At 32.0% G+C, this 20,632-nt stretch carries 16 protein-coding genes and 1 CRISPR repeat array; of the genes, 6 read left to right on the top strand and 10 right to left on the bottom strand.

The genetic code is table 11. The annotated features are described in order from the left end of the window. Positions 1-118: 118 nt before the first annotated feature. Positions 119-250 carry a hypothetical protein gene (locus tag CGEO_RS10255; protein WP_277995642.1) on the top strand — a complete coding sequence of 44 codons (132 nt, stop codon included), beginning with the start codon at positions 119-121 and terminating at the stop codon, positions 248-250. A 936-nt stretch (positions 251-1,186) separates the two neighbouring features. On the opposite strand, the gene purM is transcribed toward CGEO_RS10255, so the two are convergent. Beyond that, entirely contained in the window at positions 1,187-2,176 is a 990-nt protein-coding gene (gene purM, locus CGEO_RS00645) for a phosphoribosylformylglycinamidine cyclo-ligase (protein WP_075539913.1), read from the bottom strand. Positions 2,177-2,250: 74 nt separating this feature from the next. Here purM and coaE point away from each other — a divergent pair, with 74 nt between their 5' ends. Continuing rightward, a complete protein-coding gene (gene coaE, locus CGEO_RS00640; protein ID WP_075493979.1) occupies positions 2,251-2,862 on the top strand; it encodes a dephospho-CoA kinase in 612 nt (203 codons plus the stop codon). Beyond that, positions 2,843-3,598 carry a diaminopimelate epimerase gene (dapF, locus tag CGEO_RS00635; protein WP_075539914.1) on the top strand — a complete coding sequence of 252 codons (756 nt, stop codon included), beginning with the start codon at positions 2,843-2,845 and terminating at the stop codon, positions 3,596-3,598. The genes coaE and dapF overlap by 20 nt, the downstream gene beginning before the upstream one ends. 703 nt (positions 3,599-4,301) lie before the next feature. On the opposite strand, the gene rplT is transcribed toward dapF, so the two are convergent. The 4 genes from rplT to thrS all read right to left on the bottom strand — a co-directional run bounded on the left by rplT (position 4,302) and on the right by thrS (position 7,392). Then, complete coding sequence (gene rplT, locus CGEO_RS00630; RefSeq protein WP_075494228.1) at positions 4,302-4,655, bottom strand: 50S ribosomal protein L20; 354 nt, start codon at positions 4,653-4,655, stop codon at positions 4,302-4,304. A gap of 105 nt (positions 4,656-4,760) precedes the next feature. Beyond that, a complete protein-coding gene (gene rpmI, locus CGEO_RS00625; protein WP_075494229.1) occupies positions 4,761-4,952 on the bottom strand; it encodes a 50S ribosomal protein L35 in 192 nt (63 codons plus the stop codon). A gap of 95 nt (positions 4,953-5,047) precedes the next feature. Then, on the bottom strand, positions 5,048-5,569 hold the full coding sequence (gene infC / locus CGEO_RS00620; RefSeq protein WP_075539915.1) for a translation initiation factor IF-3: 522 nt from the start codon (positions 5,567-5,569) through the stop codon (positions 5,048-5,050). Then, positions 5,566-7,392 carry a threonine--tRNA ligase gene (thrS, locus tag CGEO_RS00615; protein WP_075539916.1) on the bottom strand — a complete coding sequence of 609 codons (1,827 nt, stop codon included), beginning with the start codon at positions 7,390-7,392 and terminating at the stop codon, positions 5,566-5,568. The genes infC and thrS overlap by 4 nt, the downstream gene beginning before the upstream one ends. Before the next feature lie 1,407 nt (positions 7,393-8,799). Between thrS and ung the strand changes: the two genes are divergently transcribed. Genes ung through CGEO_RS00600 form a run of 3 tightly spaced genes read left to right on the top strand, consistent with a single transcriptional unit; the run spans position 8,800 to position 11,234 of the window. Beyond that, positions 8,800-9,504 (top strand): uracil-DNA glycosylase, encoded by a 705-nt coding sequence (gene ung / locus CGEO_RS00610; RefSeq protein ID WP_075539918.1) that lies wholly within the window; start codon positions 8,800-8,802, stop codon positions 9,502-9,504. 3 nt (positions 9,505-9,507) lie between these two features. Next, on the top strand, positions 9,508-10,041 hold the full coding sequence (locus CGEO_RS00605; RefSeq protein WP_075539919.1) for an NAD(P)H-dependent oxidoreductase: 534 nt from the start codon (positions 9,508-9,510) through the stop codon (positions 10,039-10,041). Between the two features lie 2 nt (positions 10,042-10,043). Next, positions 10,044-11,234 (top strand): replication-associated recombination protein A, encoded by a 1,191-nt coding sequence (locus tag CGEO_RS00600; RefSeq protein WP_075539920.1) that lies wholly within the window; start codon positions 10,044-10,046, stop codon positions 11,232-11,234. 841 nt (positions 11,235-12,075) lie between these two features. Here CGEO_RS00600 and CGEO_RS00595 read toward each other — a convergent pair. The 5 genes from CGEO_RS00595 to cas9 form a co-directional block, all read right to left on the bottom strand. Then, complete coding sequence (locus CGEO_RS00595; RefSeq protein ID WP_075539921.1) at positions 12,076-12,783, bottom strand: pirin family protein; 708 nt, start codon at positions 12,781-12,783, stop codon at positions 12,076-12,078. Positions 12,784-12,893: 110 nt separating this feature from the next. After that, a CRISPR array of direct repeats spans positions 12,894-14,380; the repeat unit is 36 nt; unit sequence GTTTTACTACCATTCAAATTTACACAACTCTCAAAC. Between the two features lie 96 nt (positions 14,381-14,476). Then, on the bottom strand, positions 14,477-15,127 hold the full coding sequence (csn2, locus tag CGEO_RS00590) for a type II-A CRISPR-associated protein Csn2 (protein WP_075539922.1): 651 nt from the start codon (positions 15,125-15,127) through the stop codon (positions 14,477-14,479). After that, positions 15,124-15,444, bottom strand: coding sequence for a CRISPR-associated endonuclease Cas2 (gene cas2, locus CGEO_RS00585; RefSeq protein ID WP_207500895.1), 321 nt, complete (start codon positions 15,442-15,444; stop codon positions 15,124-15,126). The genes csn2 and cas2 overlap by 4 nt, the downstream gene beginning before the upstream one ends. After that, positions 15,434-16,306, bottom strand: a complete 873-nt coding sequence (gene cas1, locus CGEO_RS00580) for a type II CRISPR-associated endonuclease Cas1 (protein WP_075494238.1) — start codon at positions 16,304-16,306, stop codon at positions 15,434-15,436. Before cas1 ends, cas2 begins: the two co-directional genes overlap by 11 nt. After that, positions 16,303-20,406, bottom strand: a complete 4,104-nt coding sequence (gene cas9 / locus CGEO_RS00575) for a type II CRISPR RNA-guided endonuclease Cas9 (protein WP_075539923.1) — start codon at positions 20,404-20,406, stop codon at positions 16,303-16,305. The genes cas1 and cas9 overlap by 4 nt, the downstream gene beginning before the upstream one ends. Between the last annotated feature and the right edge of the window lie 226 nt (positions 20,407-20,632).

Raw genomic sequence — 20,632 nt, 5'->3', positions numbered from 1 at the left:
TGATATTAATAATAACCCCCCCCCTAGAGAGAAAAAGAATGTTTTTTCTTTTTTTGCGTTTGCTTTTTTTTGCTGGTGCGAGATTAATTCATCGCGGCTGGTGTGTCAAGGGTTGCCGGTGCAACCGGCAATCCACGAGCGAAGCGACGCCCTTGACTCGCCTTGCCGTGATGAATTACCATTAATCGCACCAAAAAAAGGCGAACAAAAAAAACTGCACCCCCTTAAAAAGAATTTGCATTTTAATTAAAAATTTGATATCATTGTCTTAGAAAATTTTATGGTGTGTTAAATTATAGCTTTAAGCTTAAACGCTTAATCGGCTCAATTTTTAAGCCGTTTTTGTTTAAGTTTCACGAATTTTCACACGTTTTTTAATATGTTTTAACACTGTTTTTTAAGATTTCTAGTCCCACCTATAAAATATGGGACTAAAAGGTTGAGAACAACGATATATCAATGTTTAATAGTGTTTTGGGAGTCCATTCGGGGCCACCATAAATCATTTTTCTCACTTATTTTAACCTACTTTTCAATTCTTATTAGTTCAATCAAAAGCCCATACTATCGTTATTTCAGTGCTTTATAATTCTTTTTAATTCCGATTTTATACTTTTACCTTAGTTATTACTTAAACGATGATGATGTAGCAAATTTGGTTCAAATTTCATTATTTTTTATATTATTTTTGTAATATAAATTTATTACTTCTTGAAAAAACCTCAAATTTATTTGTATTTAACGAAAAGATTTGAAAAAATAGACTTAAAAAATATTATGAATCAACACGAAGTTTGAAAATATATCACAAGAGAGTCAAACAGACTATAAAACCGAGCCAAAGCATTTGTTAAGCTATATAAATTTAGATAGTTTTGAACTAAAAATAACACAATCGCAAGAAAAAATAACCAAGCTTTATTATCAAATCATACTAAATATAAAACAGCCACAAACTACTATTTCAAGCAAGCAAAATAGTCATCAAATCAAGCTCAGGCTTAAACTCATAAAAAATTTCAAAAACGATAACTTTGCGCCAACAAAGCAAGCAACTTTTTATAAACTAATCAAAAATTGCCCAATAAATAAAAATTTTAAATATTTAGTCACCAAAACTTACGCAATTAAATTTCTAAAATTGCCTTCAAGGTTTAAAATAAAAAACCTTGAAGATTAAAAAACACTATATAAATTTAACGCATTTTTCTCCGCGAACAACCTCGCCGATGATGTATCCATCGCAGTTTTCAAGAACTGTATCAACGTTTGCTCTACTTACTACTAAAACCATTCCAACACCCATGTTAAATGTCCTAAACATCTCATCTTTTTCTACATATTTAGACATATATTTAAACACTTCTGGCGAATTTATGGCCTTTAATCTAACATTTGCTTGCAAACCATCTGGTAAAACGCGCGGTAAATTCTCAGTAATCCCACCACCTGTTATATGCGCCATCGCATTTATACACGGCTTAAGGCGCAAAAACTCATCTACATAAATTCTAGTTGGCGCAAGCAAAACGTCTATTAAATTCTTCCCATCGATTTGCTCGCTAAAATCAAGTTGAAGCTTCTCAAAAAAAAGCTTTCTAACAAGCGAGTAACCATTTGAGTGAATTCCGCTACTTGGAAGCGCTATTAAAACGTCATCTTCTTTTACAAATTTAGTTCTATCTATATCTTCAACCTCAGCCATTCCAACAGCAAAACCAGCTAAGTCAAAGTCATCTTTTTGATACAACCCTGGCATCTCGGCAGTCTCGCCTCCAATTAGCGCGCAACGAGCCTGTTTACAACCTTCGCTTATACCTTTTACAACATCTTTTGCTTCATTTACATCAAGTTTTGCAGTCGCGTAGTAGTCTAAGAAAAACAGCGGAGTAGCGAAGTTGCAGATAAGATCATTTACACACATCGCAACCAAATCTATGCCGATAGTGTCAAATTTCTTTGAGTCAATAGCAAGTCTAAGCTTCGTGCCAACTCCATCAGTAGCGCCCAAAAGTGCAGGGTTTTTAAATCCACTTGGAAGTTTAAAAGCTCCAGAAAACGAGCCAATGCCACCTAAAACATTGTCATTAAATGTCGATTTTACAAACGGTTTAATCGCCTCAACAAACGAATTTCCAGCATCGATATCGACACCTGCATCTTTGTAGCTTATCATAAATTTATCCTTTAAAAATTTTGCATTAAATTTTAGCTAAATTTTGATAAAATACCACTAAATATGGAGCAAATATGCAAAAATACAACTTCGGGATAGTTATAACTGGTAGTATCGGTAGCGGAAAAAGCACGGTTTGTGAGCTTTTAAAACAGCACGGGTTTTGCGTTATAGATGCCGATAGGATAAATCATGAAATTTTAAACTCATCATCTAAACAAATCGCTGAAATCTTTGGTGATGAGTTTATCAAAGATGGCACAGTCGATAGAAAAAAGCTTGGTGCACTAGTTTTTAACGATAAAATTGCGCTTGAAAAGCTAGAGAATTTTTTACACCCAAAAATCAAAGAGCAGATTTTAGCCCTGGCAAGTAAACTCGAAGCGGAAAAAAAGCCATATTTTGTCGATATCCCACTGTTTTTTGAAAGACAAAGTTATGAGCAGTTTGATAAAGTGTTAGTAGTTTACGCGCCACAAACTACGCTAATTTCAAGAGTTATGAAGCGAAATTTACTAACAAAAGAAGCCGTGTTAGCAAGGCTAAATTTACAACTTGACATTGAAAAAAAACGAACTTTAGCAAATTTCATCATCGATAATAGTGCTGATTTAGAGGCTTTGAAGGTCGAGGTTGAGAAATTTTTACATAAGATAAAGGAAATTTATGCAGATATCAAAATATAGTGCCAGCGGCAATGATTTTGCCATTTTTGTTAGTCTTGTTAGTCAAAACAGAAGCGAGTTAGCTCGTAAAATTTGTGATAGATTTTATGGAATCGGTGCAGATGGGCTTATAGTGATACTTCCTGATAGCAAAAATGACTTTAAATGGGAGTTTTATAACAGCGATGGAAGCTTTGCGGCGATGTGTGGAAATGGCTCAAGAGCGGCTTGCATGTTTGCATATGAAAATGGTCTAGCAAAGAAAAATATGAAATTTTTAAGTGGCGCAGGCGTGATAAGCGGAGAAATTTGCGCTCTAGAAAACAAAACTGCAGCGGTCGAAGTTGAACTAACAAACGTAAAAGAGTTAGCAAAAAGTTTTAACGAAAGCTCGCACGAATGGTATTTTTACGATACTGGCGTGCCTCATCTTGTTAGCTTTGTTAGCGATGTTAGTGAGTTTGACTTAGACTTGGCGCGAGCAATGAGAGAGAAATACAACGCGAATGTAAATTTTGCTCAAATTTACAAAGATAAAGTTTTAGTAAGAACTTATGAAAGAGGCGTTGAAGATGAGACAAAGGCTTGCGGAACTGGTATGGCGGCTTGTTTTTATGCTGGATTAGTTCATAAAAATTTAGGAAATCAAATCTTTTATCCAAAAAGTGGTGAAAAAATTGAGTTTAAATTTAAAGATGATAAAATTTACTTCAAAGGCGATGTAAAACATACTTTTGACGCCGTTTTTTATGAGTAAGTTTATCTTGCATTTTTGCTAGGACTTTTGTTTTGAAAATTCGTATTTTTTGGGATTTGAAACGTGGTTAGTCCATGGTGAAAGCTATTTTTAGCTAAATGTAGATATAAGCTTGGCATAAGGATTTTATGAAAACAGATTAAATTTACTCAGTTTTGGCTGTGCTAAATTTTGTATTAGTGTAAAAAGTTTTGAAGTTGGTTTTAATAGGCTAATCCATCTTATATATTTTCTTTGCTAAGCAAATTTTACTTTTAAATTTATAGCGTAAACTTTTACAAAAAGTTGGTAAAGTTTTGAAGTTTAGCAGTATTATAAATTCTGCTTTAAAATGCAAAACATATCTTATACATGTTATTTTTATGAATATCTTTAATAAACTGCTTAAGATACATAAAAATTTATGCAAAATATATAAATTACATGTAACACAAATATACCAAATTATAAGCAGTTTTGCAGCCGTATAATAAGAGCATACTACAGATAAATTTGCAGATAAAAAATAGAAACATTAAAAAAGACTTAAAATAGTATCATTGCAATGACATTATTTAAGAGAAAAGCTTAATAAACATAGCCTTAGCGAGCTACATAAATCTCTAAATATTAGCTTTGCTTTTGATAAATTTGTTCTTAAAAGTAGAAAAATAAAATTGATTATTTTAAAAAGTAAAAATTTAAGGGCAAGTTCGCCCTTAAATTATAAAGCTGCTTTAGCTTGTTTTGCTACAACGCTAAATGCTTCTGGGTCGTTCATAGCCATATCAGCTAGAACTTTTCTATCTAATTCGATACCAGCTTTTTTAAGACCATTCATAAATCTTGAATAGCTAATCTCGTTTAATCTGCATGCCGCATTGATTCTTATAATCCAAAGTCTTCTAAAGTCTCGCTTTTTGTTACGTCTATCTCTGTATGCATAACATAAACTTCTCTCTAATTGCTCTTTAGCTTTTCTAAAGTGTTTGCGTCTTCCGCTATAAAAGCCTCTTGCTAACTTTAGAACTTTTTTATGACGTCTTCTTCTAACTACGCCTGTTTTTACTCTTGCCATGTTTATCCTTTCACAAAATGGCGCCCTCGCGGGTCTTGCCCTTAAACTTTACAAATTTAGGGGAGTTTGAATGACTTTTGTCAAAAACTTCTAACTTGTGCGTTGTTACACAGCAAGCATTTTTTTCACAGCTGCAACATTTGTCGCGTCTACATACTGAGATTGTCTAAGATCTCTTTTGCGTTTGCTAGACATTTTTGTCAAGATATGGCTTCTAAAAGCAGAGCCTCTTTTTATCTTGTTTTTGCCTACTTTAAAACGCTTAGCTGCACCGCGAACGCTCTTCATCTTTGGCATGCTAATCCTTTAAAAATTTAGAATGAAAGCTGATTATATCTAATATAATCTTATATCTACTTAAATTTAGGTAAAAATTTGCTTTTCAAACTTAGCTATTGGTTTCTTTTAGGAAGCACAAGCATATTTACATATCTTCCTTCAAAGGCTGGCTCTTTATCTTTATCTCCGATATCGCTAACGCTTAGATAAATTTTATTAAGCAATTCCACTCCGACTTCTGGGCTACTCATCTCTCGCCCTCGTAAAAATACGCGGAATTTCACATGCTTGCCATCTTGTAAAAATTCTCTTGCGTGTTTTACTTTGTAGCTGATGTCATTTTGTGCGATTTTAGCTGAGAGTTTTATCTCTTTAACTTCGATAACTTTTTGCTTTTTCTTCGCTTCTTTTTGCTTTTTTTCTTGCTGATAACGGAATTTGCCATAGTCCATCACTTTACAAACTGGTGGTTTTGCATCTGGAGCTATAAGCACCAAATCAAGCCCTAGTTTACTTGCAATTTTTAAAGCTTCTTCACGAGAAATAATCCCAAAAACCTCACCATCATCGCCTATACATCTGACTTCGCTAGCGCGAATGTCTTCGTTTAAATATACATCTTTTTCTTTGCTCAAAAATTTACCTCTTTCAATTTTTGTTGTGTTAAGTCTAAAAACTCGTCCAATCCAAGCTGCGACTGGGTTCTAGCTCTTCTATCTCTAAGAGCAACTGTTTTGTTTTCTACTTCACTATCACCTATTACCAAAATCATCGGCACGCGCGCTTTTTCTGCTGTGCGAATGCGTTTGTTTAGGCTTTCGTTTTTACTATAAATTTCACTATCTATTTCTAAATTTCTTAGTTTTGTCTGAATTTCTTTTGCATATTTTTCATGACTTTCGCTAATTGGCACAACCACAACTTGCGTTGGCGCGATGAAAAATGGAAGCTCGCCGGCTGTGTGTTCGATTAAAATTCCAATAAATCTTTCAAAACTTCCTAAAATCGCACGATGTAGCATTACAGGACGTTGTTTTTCGTTGTTTTCATCGATATATCCAAGCTCAAATCGCTCTGGTAAGTTAAAATCAACCTGTACAGTTCCGCACTGCCATTTTCGTTTTAGCGCATCTGTGATTTTGATGTCGATTTTTGGACCATAAAATGCTCCACCACCCTCATCTATGCCGTATTTGAATCCATTTTCATCAAGCGCTTCTTTAAGTGCGTTTGTAGCCACTGCCCATACGTTTTCATCGCCGATTGCTTTATCTGGGCGAGTTGAAATCTCCATTTCATACTCAAAGCCAAAATTTTTCATGATATTATCAACGAAACTTAAAATTTCAAGAACGTTTTCTTTGATTTGGCTTGGCATACAGAAAATATGCGCATCATCTTGAGTAAATTCACGAACCCTAAAAAGCCCGTGCATAACGCCACTTTTTTCGTGTCTATGAACGACGCCGTATTCAAAAAATTTAAGTGGTAAATCACGATATGAACGAAGTTCGCTTTGATAAACCTTGATATGACCAACACAGTTCATCGGCTTAATGCCGTATTCTTGCTCATCTATGTTAGTAAAATACATATTTTCTTTGTAGTTTGTATAGTGACCGCTGATTTTCCATGCGTCTGCTTTTAGAATTTCTGGACCACGAACCGGCTCGTAACCACGGCGTCTGTGAACTACAAAAAGAATTTTTTCTATTTTACTTCGCATTCTAGCACCATTTGGTAACCAAATCGGAAGTCCAGCTCCAATCTCATCATCAAACGTAAAAAGCTTCATCTCGTTGCCAAGTTTGCGGTGATCACGCTTTTTAGCCTCTTCGATAATGCGGATATGTTCAAGCAAACTTGCCTTATCGGCGTAAGCTGTACCATAAATTCTTGTTAGCATTTCACGGTTTTCATCACCGCCAAGATACGCTCCAGCCACTCTAGTTAGCTTAAAAAATCTTAAAAATTTAGTATTTGGCACGTGCGGTCCACGGCAAATATCTTCAAAATTTCCTTGCGAATAAATGCTGACTTCGCCTTCTGGTATGCGTTTTAACACCTCTTGTTTAAGATCATCATTTTTAAATTTAGCCAACACTTCGGCTTTTGTCGAGCAAGTTTTAGTGATGTCAAGTTTGGCATCAACTAGCTCTTTCATCTTTTTTTCTATCGTTTCTAAGTCGTTTTCGCCTAGTTTTTCGCCATTTTCTTTTGTAACTCTAAAATCATAGTAAAACCCATCTTCTATCGCAGGTCCTACGAAAAATTTTGCTCCTGGATAAAGTGCCGTAATCGCCTCTGCCATAAGGTGAGCGCAAGAGTGACGAATCACTTCAAGAGCATCTTTGCTGTTATCATAAAGTATCTCACTAGCTCCGGCATCGCGGGAAGCATCATAACTTTGAGTGTCGATGATGACACCATCTTTTTTGTATGCGATAATATCGCTCATTTTTCTTTTCCTTTTTTACCAATTTGTCTTTTTTACAATAAAAGAACCATCTAACATTTTAGCCTATTATAATTTAAGATTTACTTAAGATATCGTTTTTAAAGCGTTTAATTGGGATATTTTTACTAAATTTAGTATATGTGTAAATTTAAAAATAGCTTAGAAATACTTACTTTTTCTCTACAAGAATCAAAATAAATTTGGCGATTAGAAAATAAAGCGTTGTAAATTTCGATAATGCATGTTTGCTTTTATAACTTTTTTCTAAATATTTTAATATTTAAAATATAGTAAATTTAGAATTGATTTAAAAATTTAGCATCAAAAAGCGACTAAATTTAATACAGATAATATTTATTTAGTTATGAAAATTAAATATATTATAATAAATAATTATTAATTAGCAAACTAACTAACACTAACAAAACTTATATGTTAGTAAGAAATTTGGCAAATTTAGAGTGTTTTTAAAACAAACGGCTAACAAAAAAGCTAACTTCTAACAAAATTTAGCTTAAATTTAAATGTCACAAGATGATTTTGACAGACTCATAAGCCTACTTATTGATATGAGTAACACAGATGGATAAGGAGTTTATAAACTCACTACCTATTAAAGAGATAAACGCTATAGGCGAAGTTGTATCCAAACTAGCGAGTTTTGATGAAAAAAACTAAGAGAGGGCATAGCAATAATAGGCTATGCCCTGCATTTTAGTTATAGTGATATTTTATCGATGAGATTTAACGAGTTTGTAGATTACTACGAGATTGCAAAGAAGCTTTTAGAGTATAAAATTTAGGCTACTAAAAGCAAAAACAGAGGCAGAAAAAATGCCAACACGCTAACAAAAGATGCCACAACAATCAAATTATGATTTTTTAAAAATGGCTTTATATCTAAATATTTGCACTGTAATCTAACTAAATATCCATAAAAATCAGAGTATTTTAAGATATGGTATTTTTTAGGTTCACTTTTTAGTGTTTTAAAAATATAATAGTGTGTATAAAAATATCCAACGAGTCCTAAAAAGCTAATAAATAACAAAATCCAAACCACAACCTACCCTTTACATTGTATTTTAAAAGCTAAATCTAAGTTATTATAACATAAAAAAAGGCAAATTTATGGCAAAACAACCATATTAGAGCGCTTTTACTTTGTTTTAGACTGTTTTTGGCAAAGTGTGCATAGCCTTAGTAAAAGACTAAAAGTGAGTAAATTTGCTTACTTCATGAGAAGTTTTTACTCAAGCTTTTTTTATATACTATCACTAAATATATAAAAAAATTTCTAACCAAATTCAACTTTTCGTTTTAAAATTTCAAAAGATTAAAAAGTTTTAAGGTTGTTTTGTTTGAAACTCAAATTTTGGTATAATTTGCATAAATTTAAGGATAAAAATGCAAGTAAATTTAGACAACGTACAAATAGAAAATGGCTGGAAAAAAGCGCTAAAAGAGGAATTTTTAAGCCCATACTTTGCAAATATCAAAGAGAATTTACTCCAAGCCAAAAAAACCGAAACAGTCTATCCACCATCAAATTTGATTTTTAACGCTTTTAATCTCACGCCGTTTGATAGCGTTAAAGTTGTGATTTTAGGGCAAGATCCTTACCATGGTGCAAATCAAGCCATGGGGCTTAGTTTTTCTGTTCCAAAAGGTGTAAGAACTCCGCCAAGTCTAGTAAATATTTATAAAGAAATCGAGGCTGATTTGGGTATAAAAGAGCCAAATAGCGGGGATTTGAGCTACTGGGCAAAGCAAGGAGTTTTACTTTTAAACGCGACTTTAAGTGTGGCTGCAAACAGAGCAAATTCTCACTCAAATTTTGGTTGGCAAACCTTCACAGACGCAGCCATAAAAGTGCTAAATTTAGATAAAAGTGGCATTGTTTTTATGCTCTGGGGAAATAACGCAAAGGCAAAAGCAGCTCTCATTGACTGCGAGAAACATCTTGTTTTAACAGCAGCTCATCCAAGCCCACTTGCTCGTGGGGCGTTTTTTGGATGTAGGCATTTTAGCCAATGCAACGAGTATCTAAAAAAACAGAGCAAAAGCCCTATAGACTGGGATTTGAATAATTTTAAAGAACAACAAGGATAAAAAATGAAAACGTTGATTGTATTTTCACATCAGTATTTTAAAACTTCACGCACTAACAAGGCGATGTTAGAGGCGGTTAAGGGCTTAGAGGGCGTTGAAGTTAGAAATTTAGACCAAATTTATGGCTCAGACATCTTTAAAATCGATATTAAAAAAGAGCAAGAATTTCTAAATCAAGCTCAAAATATCATCTTTCAGTTTCCACTTTTTTGGTATAGCACACCGCCGATGTTGCGCGCTTATCAAGATGAAGTTTTTGCCTATGGATACGCATATGGCGATAACGCAGCCGCACTGAAAGATAAAAACTTTTATATAGCAACAAGTAGCGAAAGCTCCAAAGATGACTTTAGCGAAAATGGGGTAAATAAATTTAGTCTTGAAACCTATCTTTTGCCACTCATTCGCACTGCTAGTTTTACAAAAATGAAATTTAAAGGCGTTTTTACAAGTTACAGCGCCTTTAGCGCAAGCGATGAAGAGGTGGCAGAATTTGCTAGAAAATACCGCGAATTTATCCTAAATTTAGGCAAATAAATATGAATTTAGCACTGAAATTTCGCCCAAAAACACTAGAAGAAATTTGCGGACAAGCTCATATCGTGGGTGAAAATTCAGCATTTTATAAACTAATCAAGCAAAAAGAAGTCCCACACTCGATGTTTTTTGGTCCAGCAGGAACTGGCAAAACCACACTAGCTAGAGCAGTCGCAAACGAGCTAGAAATGGACTTTTATGAGCTTGATGGAAGTAGTTTAAAAGTAGATGATATAAGAAAAATTTTAGATCGTCATAAAGGTGGGCTTATAAAACCGCTTATATTTATCGATGAAGTTCATCGCCTCTCAAAAACTCAGCAAGAGGTGCTTTTAATCCCGATGGAAAACTATCAAGCCGTTATCATCGGCGCAAGCACTGAAAATCCATACTTTGTTTTAAGTAGCGGAATTCGTTCGCGTTCTATGCTTTTTGAGTTTTACTCACTAACTAACAACGACTTGTTAGCACTGTTAGAAAGAGTGCAAAAAGAGTGTGATTTCACCATAGAAAATGAGGCTAAAAAATACCTTATAAGCTCGAGTGGTGGGGATGCACGCGCGATGCTTAATTTGCTTGATTTTGCTCTTAAAATAGAAACTAACATATCGCTAACAACGCTTAAAAGCCTGCGTCCATACGCGCTAAAAGATGGAGTTAGTAGCGATGATACGCATTATGACCTTGCTTCAGCGATGATAAAAAGCCTAAGAGGAAGCGATATCGATGCTGCGCTTTACTACATCGCAAGGCTGGTTGATGGTGGCGAAAGTGCGGATTTTATCGCAAGAAGGCTTGTGATATTTGCTAGCGAAGATATAGGAAATGCAAATCCAAATGCGCTAAATTTAGCCACTTCAACGCTAAATGCAGTTAGCAAAATCGGCTATCCAGAAGCTAGACTTATCTTAGCGCAATGTACGGTTTACCTTGCAAGCTCACCAAAAAGCAACTCAAGCTACAAGGCGATAAATCAAGCGTTAGAGTATGTAAAAAACAACGAAAAATTAGCCGTGCCAAAATACCTCATCAACAACTCGCCGCAGATAAAAAACTATCTTTATCCGCACGATTTTGGCGGCTGGGTAGAGCAAAAATACTTAGAAAAGCCACTTAAATTTTATGAAAGTAGCGGAATCGGCTTTGAAAAAACACTAAATTTATGGCTAGAAAAAATCAAAGAAAAGTCGTAAAAACAGCAAAATTTTATACAAATTTAAACTAAATTTAGCAAGATAAGCTGCGAAAACACCGTGCAAAATTGCTTCTAATATCGATAAATTTAGCAAAATACCAATTCTAAAAGAACATAATTTTACAAAATATAATAAAAATTTAAAAATATCAGGTAAAGCCACCCATTTTTTATCTTAATTTAAATTGAAAATTTACATTTTAGTCACTTAGGTTTGGCTAAGAATCTATTTAAATGTATTTTATAAAGCTAATTATATATTTATTTTGATTAAATTTTTTAATATAAAGCACGTATAAGAACCTCACTTTGTCTACGGATTTACATATAAATTTGGCAGCTTAAGTGCCGATTTTGAAATTCAACAATAAAATTATGGTAAAAAGCAAAACAATTATAAAATTTTTATTTTTCTTCTAATTTTCGCTCACAAATGCTTGTGTGCTGCAAAACTTTATGAGCTTAAAGACTTTGAACTATATAACCGCAAAGCTTGCCAAATTTTAAAGCGTTAAAAACAATTTAATTTTTGAATTTATAAAAGCTAAGCAAAGCGATAAAATATTTTTAGTTGAATGTAAATACAAAACCATTTTACTGATAAATTTATAAAATGCAAAGTTTGATTTTAAAATTAGCTTAGAAAATTATCTAAAACTTTAAACCCAATTTGCGCCAAAACCACCTTTGAATATTCTAATTTAACACTTTGCAGTATTATAAAATTTACTTAAGAACTTATGCAAAAATTTGGAAAATATTTTTTAACCATAAGCTTATGAATTGCGGTACCGCAAAAGTATCTTTTTGAAAATTTTAAAAAGATACTTTATCTAAATTTAACCCTTTTTCATCTCGATAACTAAAAAGTGTGATTTTTCTAAAGCTGTGATTTTAAGGCTCTCTTTGGTGCTTTCAAGCCCATCTTGCGCGGCTAGCTCAAACTCATTTATGAGCGCTTTTCCTTCTATTAAAACAAGATAAGCTTGGCGATTTTTAGCTACTTTAAACTCCACGCTAACGCCTTTATCAAGCTCGCTAACATAAAAATTAGCATCTTGATTTATACGAATAGGCGCTAAAGATGAGCCGTTTGCTTTAGATGATACTATGGGTAAAAGCTTGTTGTGGCGCAGCGATGAGTCAAATTTCTGATCGCCATAGTTTGGTTTATGCCCTTTTTTATCAGGGAAAATCCAAATTTGAAGCAGTCTTAAAACCTCATCTGAGTTGTTATACTCACTATGAGTTATGCCAACTCCAGCACTTAGATACTGCACATCTCCTCGCCCGAGCGAGCGCTCGTTTCCCATGCTGTCTTTGTGAGTAAGAGTGCCATTTATGACATAAGTTATGATTTCCATATCTTCGTGCGGATGCGTTCCAAATCCGCTTTTTGGGGCTATCGTGTCATCATTTATCACGCGAAGTACGCCAAAATGTATGTTTTGTGGGTTATAATACTGCGCAAAAGAGAAGTGAAACTTGCTTTGTAGCCAACCAAGGTTGCTTGAACCCAAATTTAAATGGTCAATTTTTCTTAACATTTTTATCCTTTTTGATGATTGTATATCAAAATGGTTAATAAATTTTATTACTTATATTTGCATTAAATAACTCTCGAACCCTTTTTTCATCACACATAAATAAAGAGTTTGTTTTACTACCATTCAAATTTACACAACTCTCAAACTCAGCATCTGCTTTATCTAGTATAGCTCTTGTTTTACTACCATTCAAATTTACACAACTCTCAAACAAACTTTCCTTTATTTGATTAACGCTCGGAGTTTTTTACTACCATTCAAATTTACACAACTCTCAAACTTTGGCGGAATCACATAATAACTATACTTTAGTTTTACTACCATTCAAATTTACACAACTCTCAAACTAGTAAAAATAGCATAAATGGAGAGTGGGAGTTTTACTACCATTCAAATTTACACAACTCTCAAACTAGTAAAAATAGCATAAATGGAGAGTGGGAGTTTTACTACCATTCAAATTTACACAACTCTCAAACTGTCCTTATCGGGTTAGCTACAGCTTCTATAGTTTTACTACCATTCAAATTTACACAACTCTCAAACCTGTTAAATAGTTTGTAATAATTAAGCTTGGTTTTACTACCATTCAAATTTACACAACTCTCAAACAGAGCCTGTCGGTCAAGAGTTTGATACAAGTTTTACTACCATTCAAATTTACACAACTCTCAAACAATGTGTTACAAGAACTAAGACTTTTATCTGTTTTACTACCATTCAAATTTACACAACTCTCAAACTACCTTTGCAATGCCCATTTGATAACACATGTTTTACTACCATTCAAATTTACACAACTCTCAAACATAGGGATACACCAAGATATTATCAAGAGCGTTTTACTACCATTCAAATTTACACAACTCTCAAACTAAAAGGCGACAGGGGCAAGGATTATCTAGTTTTACTACCATTCAAATTTACACAACTCTCAAACCTACTGTGTTTGCTACAAACTCATCAAACCGTTTTACTACCATTCAAATTTACACAACTCTCAAACATTATCATTGCCCACTATTTTGTCAAATAAGTTTTACTACCATTCAAATTTACACAACTCTCAAACTCTACAAAATCATAGATTTTTAAAGATTTGTTTTACTACCATTCAAATTTACACAACTCTCAAACAAGCTAAAATTTCTCCAGTTCGCATACCTGGTTTTACTACCATTCAAATTTACACAACTCTCAAACAGTCTGGATTTTTTGATGAGTGCGGTTAAGTTTTACTACCATTCAAATTTACACAACTCTCAAACCAAGATTGCTTGCTACATTACCTGCTTTGTGTTTTACTACCATTCAAATTTACACAACTCTCAAACCCAGTTGAAAAATCAGCAGGTAAAAAAGAGTTTTACTACCATTCAAATTTACACAACTCTCAAACGGTATTGTTACTTTTTCTAATTCGGTTTTGGTTTTACTACCATTCAAATTTACACAACTCTCAAACCGTTAATTCTGCTTCTGTTGATTTGGCACTGTTTTACTACCATTCAAATTTACACAACTCTCAAACCCATATTTATGCCTTTTATTGTCATATTTAGTTTTACTACCATTCAAATTTACACAACTCTCAAACCTCAAATCAAGAGTTTAGTAGACACAACCCTACTTAAATTATGATAGCAAACTATTAATTTTAACCATATTGACATAAAATTAATCTAAAACTATTTTAATTTCTAATCTCACAAAAATCCTTATCTATGATAACTATGTTTTCACACTCTAATCTTTCTTGATAAAATGGCTCTACTAAAAGTACATTAAATTGCCGCAAAATTATCTCATCGTATAGAAGCAACACTTCATCTTTGGTCAAAAAAGTTTTTAATCCAAAAAATACAAAAAGCTTAGTTTGTAAAAAATCGCGCTCTAAAATCATCAAATCTAAGATTTGCTCAAGCAAATTATCGCTTTTTATTATTTTAATATTTAAAGATTTTAAAACCGCTTCGATCTCAATATCATCATAACCTATAGGAAAGTCAACATTGCTTACAATCTTACTTGCAAATCGATTTAAAGCCATTAAAATTTCATGGCTTTCTTGATATAAATCCTTCAAAACCATCTCTTTTATAAATGAAAAAATCGCATTTATTATCTTTCTTTGAGATATTTCAAGTGATATTAAATCTGTATTTATGCTTATAAATTTTTCGCTAGAATACTCTTTATCATCGTCACTTAAAATGAAATTTTCATTTTGCATAAAGTCTTGTAAAATTTCTCTTAAAAACTTAGGATTTTCTATATATAAAAGCTGAATTTTAGATGGTTCAATGATTATTGGTTTGCTTAAATTTCTGTGAGCTAACTTCATAACAAAACTATCCTATCGGTGCTATCTATATGTTCTTTACCTTTATCTCCTATGATTATATCCATTTTAGAAAACTGCTTTTCAGTAACACTGAGCAACATTATCAGTCCATCTGATGGAGCGTGTGATTTAACTTTTTGACTAAGCAAGTATGAGCTACTATGGTTTAAAACAAGTTTACAATAAACAGATTCTTGCAGCATATAAAAACCATTTTTAAGTAGAAATTTACGAAATTTTGCATAAGCGTTTAACTCTTTTTTTGTAGTTGTTGGCAAATCAAAAAATACCATAACTCTCATAAATCTAAAACTCATCGTAAATTTCTAATAAATTTTCATCGTCATTGTTTAAAGCTTCAAAAATGCTTTTAGTGTAAATACTAATTGCATTTGGTAAAAAATGCTCTTTTTTAGCTATAAAAACTTTTTTATTAAAGATGGTTAGTACTTTTATTTTTTCATCTTTAGCAAAGTTGTTTGAAGCCAAATTCAACACTATCTCATCAACAATGGGGCGAAAAATTTCCATCAAATCGCTAGCTAAATTAAATGGGTTAAAACGATTGTCATGAAAAAGTCCTAACTGGGTTATATAACCATTTGCTGATATTTCTTTGTTAAAACTTGAAAGTAAAAGAGAGTATCCATAGTTTAGAGCCGAATTTGTAGGGTTATCATCATCTCTTGAGAATTTTATACCAAATAGTGCATTAAAATAAACTTTGGCAGCATGTCCTTCTCTGTTGGTTGTATCATTTAATATAAGTTCGCTTATATACCCTTGAAGTAAATTTGCCTCTTTTTCAAAGCCAAGTTTTTCTAATAATGCCTTTTGTTTTATTATCTTAAATTTAACAATCTTTGTCCAAACAAGCTCTTTAATATCTTTATTCCAAGTGATTTGCTCTTTGATTTTAAGGCTTGAATCATGGCTTCCATAATAACTCATAAGCTCACTTGATGGATTATGCTTTTCATCACAAAATATCACTTTTATCTTTTTTTTCATAAATTCATTTAAAAGAGCCGTCGTAAGCGAAACAGCTGTCGAATCGATGATAACGGTTGCTATTTCATTTATAGCAACTTTTGAAATTTCATCTTTTCTTACAACCATAAAGCCAAATTTTAAATCAAGCTTTGCTACTCCGCTTACACATACAACTCGCCAACTCATAGCTTATGTAAATCCGTTTTTTTAGCATATAAACCTGTGACTGAACTTTGAACTAGAGTGTAAGTGCTATTTTCTTTAAAAACAAGATCAAATGTGTTTTTACCCAAATTTTTACCTCCGATTCCGCCTGATTTACTAATTTTTTCAGCTATATCGCTAAAATCAACACCCTGATCGCACGAACCAAAGATTTTAATAATTTTATATAAAGTTATGCATTTTTTAGACATTGAAAAACTTAAAAATAGATCTCTTTTTTCTTTCATAAGAACATCTTGTTTTCCGCCAGGCTTATTTTTATATATACTGTTTTCTAACTTATTTATAAATGTGTCATATAGATTATTTAAATGATTATCATTCATTATGTCTTTGCCAATTTTAGTATTTTTAAAACGATCGTTTAATATAAATAATATATTGTCGGCTTCTAGCATAGCAGCTTTAACTTCATCTTTTTTATTGTTTTCTTGAAAAAATTCTATTTTCTTAGATAAATCGCTTAATTCTTTTTGTTTTTGAGACAACCAGTCATAAAGTTTTACTATATTTTTTACAACTTGTGTGCTTGTTTGATCAAGTTTTAGTTGTGCCGCACCACGCACACCAGTAAGCCCTCTTAAAAGTATCGGATAACCATTGTATACTATCAAGGAATTATATGGAATCTTGCTAAATAAAATTTTCGGGTTTTTTAATTTTAATACATCATTACAATACTCTAATAACTTCGCTTTATCATCTTTTATTTCTTTGCTTAAATATATCGGAACTCCCATTATTTCTTTTATAATTTTTCCGTTAAAATGCTCAACAAGAAACATATGAGCATACTGTGTACCCTTGTATCCACCATATCTTACAGTATCTAAAAGTCGTTTATCGCTTGATTTTAACGCTAGTAGATTTGCGGAAGCTTTGCTTGGTTGTTGGTTAAAAAACTCTCCTTTGTTTTCAAAAGTCCTATAAGTAATAAGCGGGCTTTGTTTTTTCATGGTTTTTTGAACTGTTTCTATGCTATGTTTTTTATCCCAGCCAAAATTTCCTCCTCTTGCTATGTCTTTTTCTAACATTTTCTCTATTTTTAAGTTGTAATGTTCACCTTTTTTATAGTATTCTTTTACATAATTACGCGGATTTTTAGTAAATTTGATGTTATATACATTTCCTATAACGATATTTAGATAAGCATCATTTGCATGATGAAAGTCGTTTAGCTCTCTTATTTTTAGCATATCAAACTGTTGTCTAAATTCGCTAACGATACCAGCTTTCACATAAACAATATCGCTATTTGCATAGACATTTTTTAATATTTGTGTTAATGCCTTTGTGCTTTGTCTTGTTTCTACAAGTTGCCTTGCTATAAAGTCCCCGAGCTCATCATCGCTTAAATGGGTTTTTCTAGTTAAATTGGTATATTTTATCTCGCTCATTAGGTCTTTATCTTTTAAAACTTTCCAAAATGTTTGCATTTTACTTTGAATTTCACTTGAAACAGGAAATTCATCTGTTTTTTTAGCATTATTAGTTTTACTCGTTAAGACTAGATTATCAAAACTATCATCTTTTTTAAGACTTCTTGGAATAACATGGTCTATATCATAGATATTTTGATCAAATAACTTCTCAAATGGTATTTTCTCACCAGTGTAAATATCAACACCTAGTTGCAGATAATAAAGATATAGTTTTTTAGAATTTAAATTCGATTCACCTTCAAGCTTTGTTTTTATATCTTTAAAATTTGTTAAAAATGTTGAAATTTCATTATTTTTTATACTTTTATAAAGCTCCAACACTTTGTCTTTTCTAGCCTGAGTTCGCTTCTTTTCACCCTCTTCTCTAGCCATTTCTACAAAAATTTTCTTAGGCTCTCGCCCCATAACTGATATTAACTCGTTTATAACTTTAAACGCTTGCCAAATTTGGCGCTTAACTGATGGGCTTACATAAAGTGTATCAACGTTTTGAAAATTTAAATTTATATCTTCTTTAAAGCCATCATTATGTTTATTAATTTGTTCGATAAAAGTATATCTATCGCTTAAAAGCTCCATTAGATTGTCATTTGTATCCCAAAGCATCTCGATAATGCTTTTTCCATTATGCTTAATACTCGTTAGCAATCTTTTGCTAAGACGCCCAAAACCACTATAGCGAAGCTTACTAAGTTTTTCTAGCTCATCTTCACTAAGATCTGGTGCAATTGTTATGATTTGTTTTTTCAACATCGCATTGTCGTAACCAAACAAAGAAATGCTTTTTATAATATCCTCTTTTTGGTCATATCTTAGACGATTTGATATCTTTTCGAAGTCTATAAAAACAGCTAAATTTGATGTTAGGCTATCATCAATACCTGAAATTTCATCATTTTTGTCAATAATAGAGTTGTTTATAAGAAACTTTTTAATGGCTGTTTTCTTGATATTTTTTTGTTTTAACAATAGCTCATTATAAATTTTTTGTTTTGTTTCTACGCTAACTGCAGTGCCGTTAATTTTGAGCTTATTTATAAGGTTTAAAACACTGTATTTAGTGTATAAAAGCGAATTTTTAGCCAACACTTTTTCACCTTTTAAATAACTGCACTCATTTATCATCTTTTCTATAAAATTAGCTGCACTTTTATTCAAATCAACAACATCGTTAAAATTCCAAGGAAAAATTCGCTCATCCTTTAGCTTTTCTATCCAAGCATTTCCGCCTTTATCTTTGTGAAAGTTATTTAAAGGCCCTACGTAAAAAGGTATACGAAATTTAAAAATAGAGATGATTTTATCTTTGATTTCTTTTAGAAATGGATAATACTGGCTTTGATTATCGATGATTTTGATTAGTTCTGCTAAATGAATTTGGTGTGGGATAATAGAGTTTTTATCAACAAGTCGCGGTAAAAAATCATCATTATCAATGCTATCCAAAATTTCTTTAGCGTTGTTTATATTTTTAAGCTTTGTTTTTAAAAAAGCGTAAAATTTATCTTTAGTGCAACCTTTTTGTTTTTCCTTATGTTTTTTGCTATTCCAACAAGATACATAAGCAGGATAATTATCTAGACCTATATCCTTAAAAATAGCGTTGTAGCTATTGTTTATTTGATTTTTAACTATATTTTTTAATGTTTTTAAATCATTTTTATGCTTTTGATATATACTCACTTTTGAAGCTGAAATATTTTTAAACCCAAGCATTATCTCTTCAAGCAAGAAATAATCATGAATTTTTTTGGCAATTTCTATAAAATATGTAGTTTCCTCAAATTTACTAGTCATATCTAGTAATTTTTCTTCATAGTCTTCTTTTGAAAAGTTAATTTTATATTCATTATCTTTTTCTACTTTATATTCTAAAAAAAATGGTTTTAAATTTGCTTCATAACCTAAAAATAGTTTTATCAAAATAGACTTGCCATCTTTTGAATTTATTGTATCGCTTGAAATTTTAATGCTGTTTTTAAGCTCTTCTTCTTTTTGTTTTTTTCTTAAGTTTTTATCTAGCATTATGCTTTTAAATTCAGAAGTAAATTCTAGTTTTGTATGAAAAGCATCTTGTAAATAAGCTTTTAACTCATCTAAAATTACATCTATATCTTCGCCAAAACCAGCCTTATCGCCATCGAATAAAAAATGCCCACGCTTTTTTACGATATGAGAAAGCGCTAAAAATATAAGTCTAATGTCAAATTTATCATTTTGATTAAATAATGCATTCCTTAAATGATAAATACTTGGATATCTCTTATGATACTCTTTATCGGTAAAATTTACATCGTTAAAAAGAGTGTTTGGTTGTTGATCGCTCTTATCATCTATAAAAAATTTACTATCTTTTAATCTATCAAAAAATTTATCATCTATCTTCGAAATTTCTTCTTCAAATAAACTCGTAAGTAGAGAAAGACGCCATTTACTTCTTTCTAATCGTCTTCTTTGTGAGCGAAAAGTTCGTCTTTCAGCCGCTGTTTTTGCCTCGTCAAACAGACGAACTCCCCACAAATCTTTACCTTTTGCTCTTAAAAGATTATAACGCTCATCGCTTAACGCCCAACCAACAGAGCTAGAACCCATGTCCAGACCCAAATAATAATCTTTCATAACAAATTCCTTCTTTAATAAATATAAAAATAAGTTTATTTTAACATTTTTCACTGTCGTTAAGGTTAAAATTATGAAATATCAGTATAATTTTGGTGCATAAGTTTTATTACCATTCAAATTTACACAACAAGTTCAAATAAACATTTATGCAAATCACCCTTTTGTGGGTAAGCATTGTGCTTATATTTAGCCGTTTTATACGGCTAAATTTTCTTTTAACTAA

The organism is Campylobacter geochelonis, from assembly GCF_013201685.1.
Taxonomy (GTDB): Bacteria; Campylobacterota; Campylobacteria; order Campylobacterales; family Campylobacteraceae; genus Campylobacter_B; species Campylobacter_B geochelonis.
Note: the sequence above shows the minus strand (reverse complement) of the source record. Positions and strands in the feature narration are given on the sequence as shown.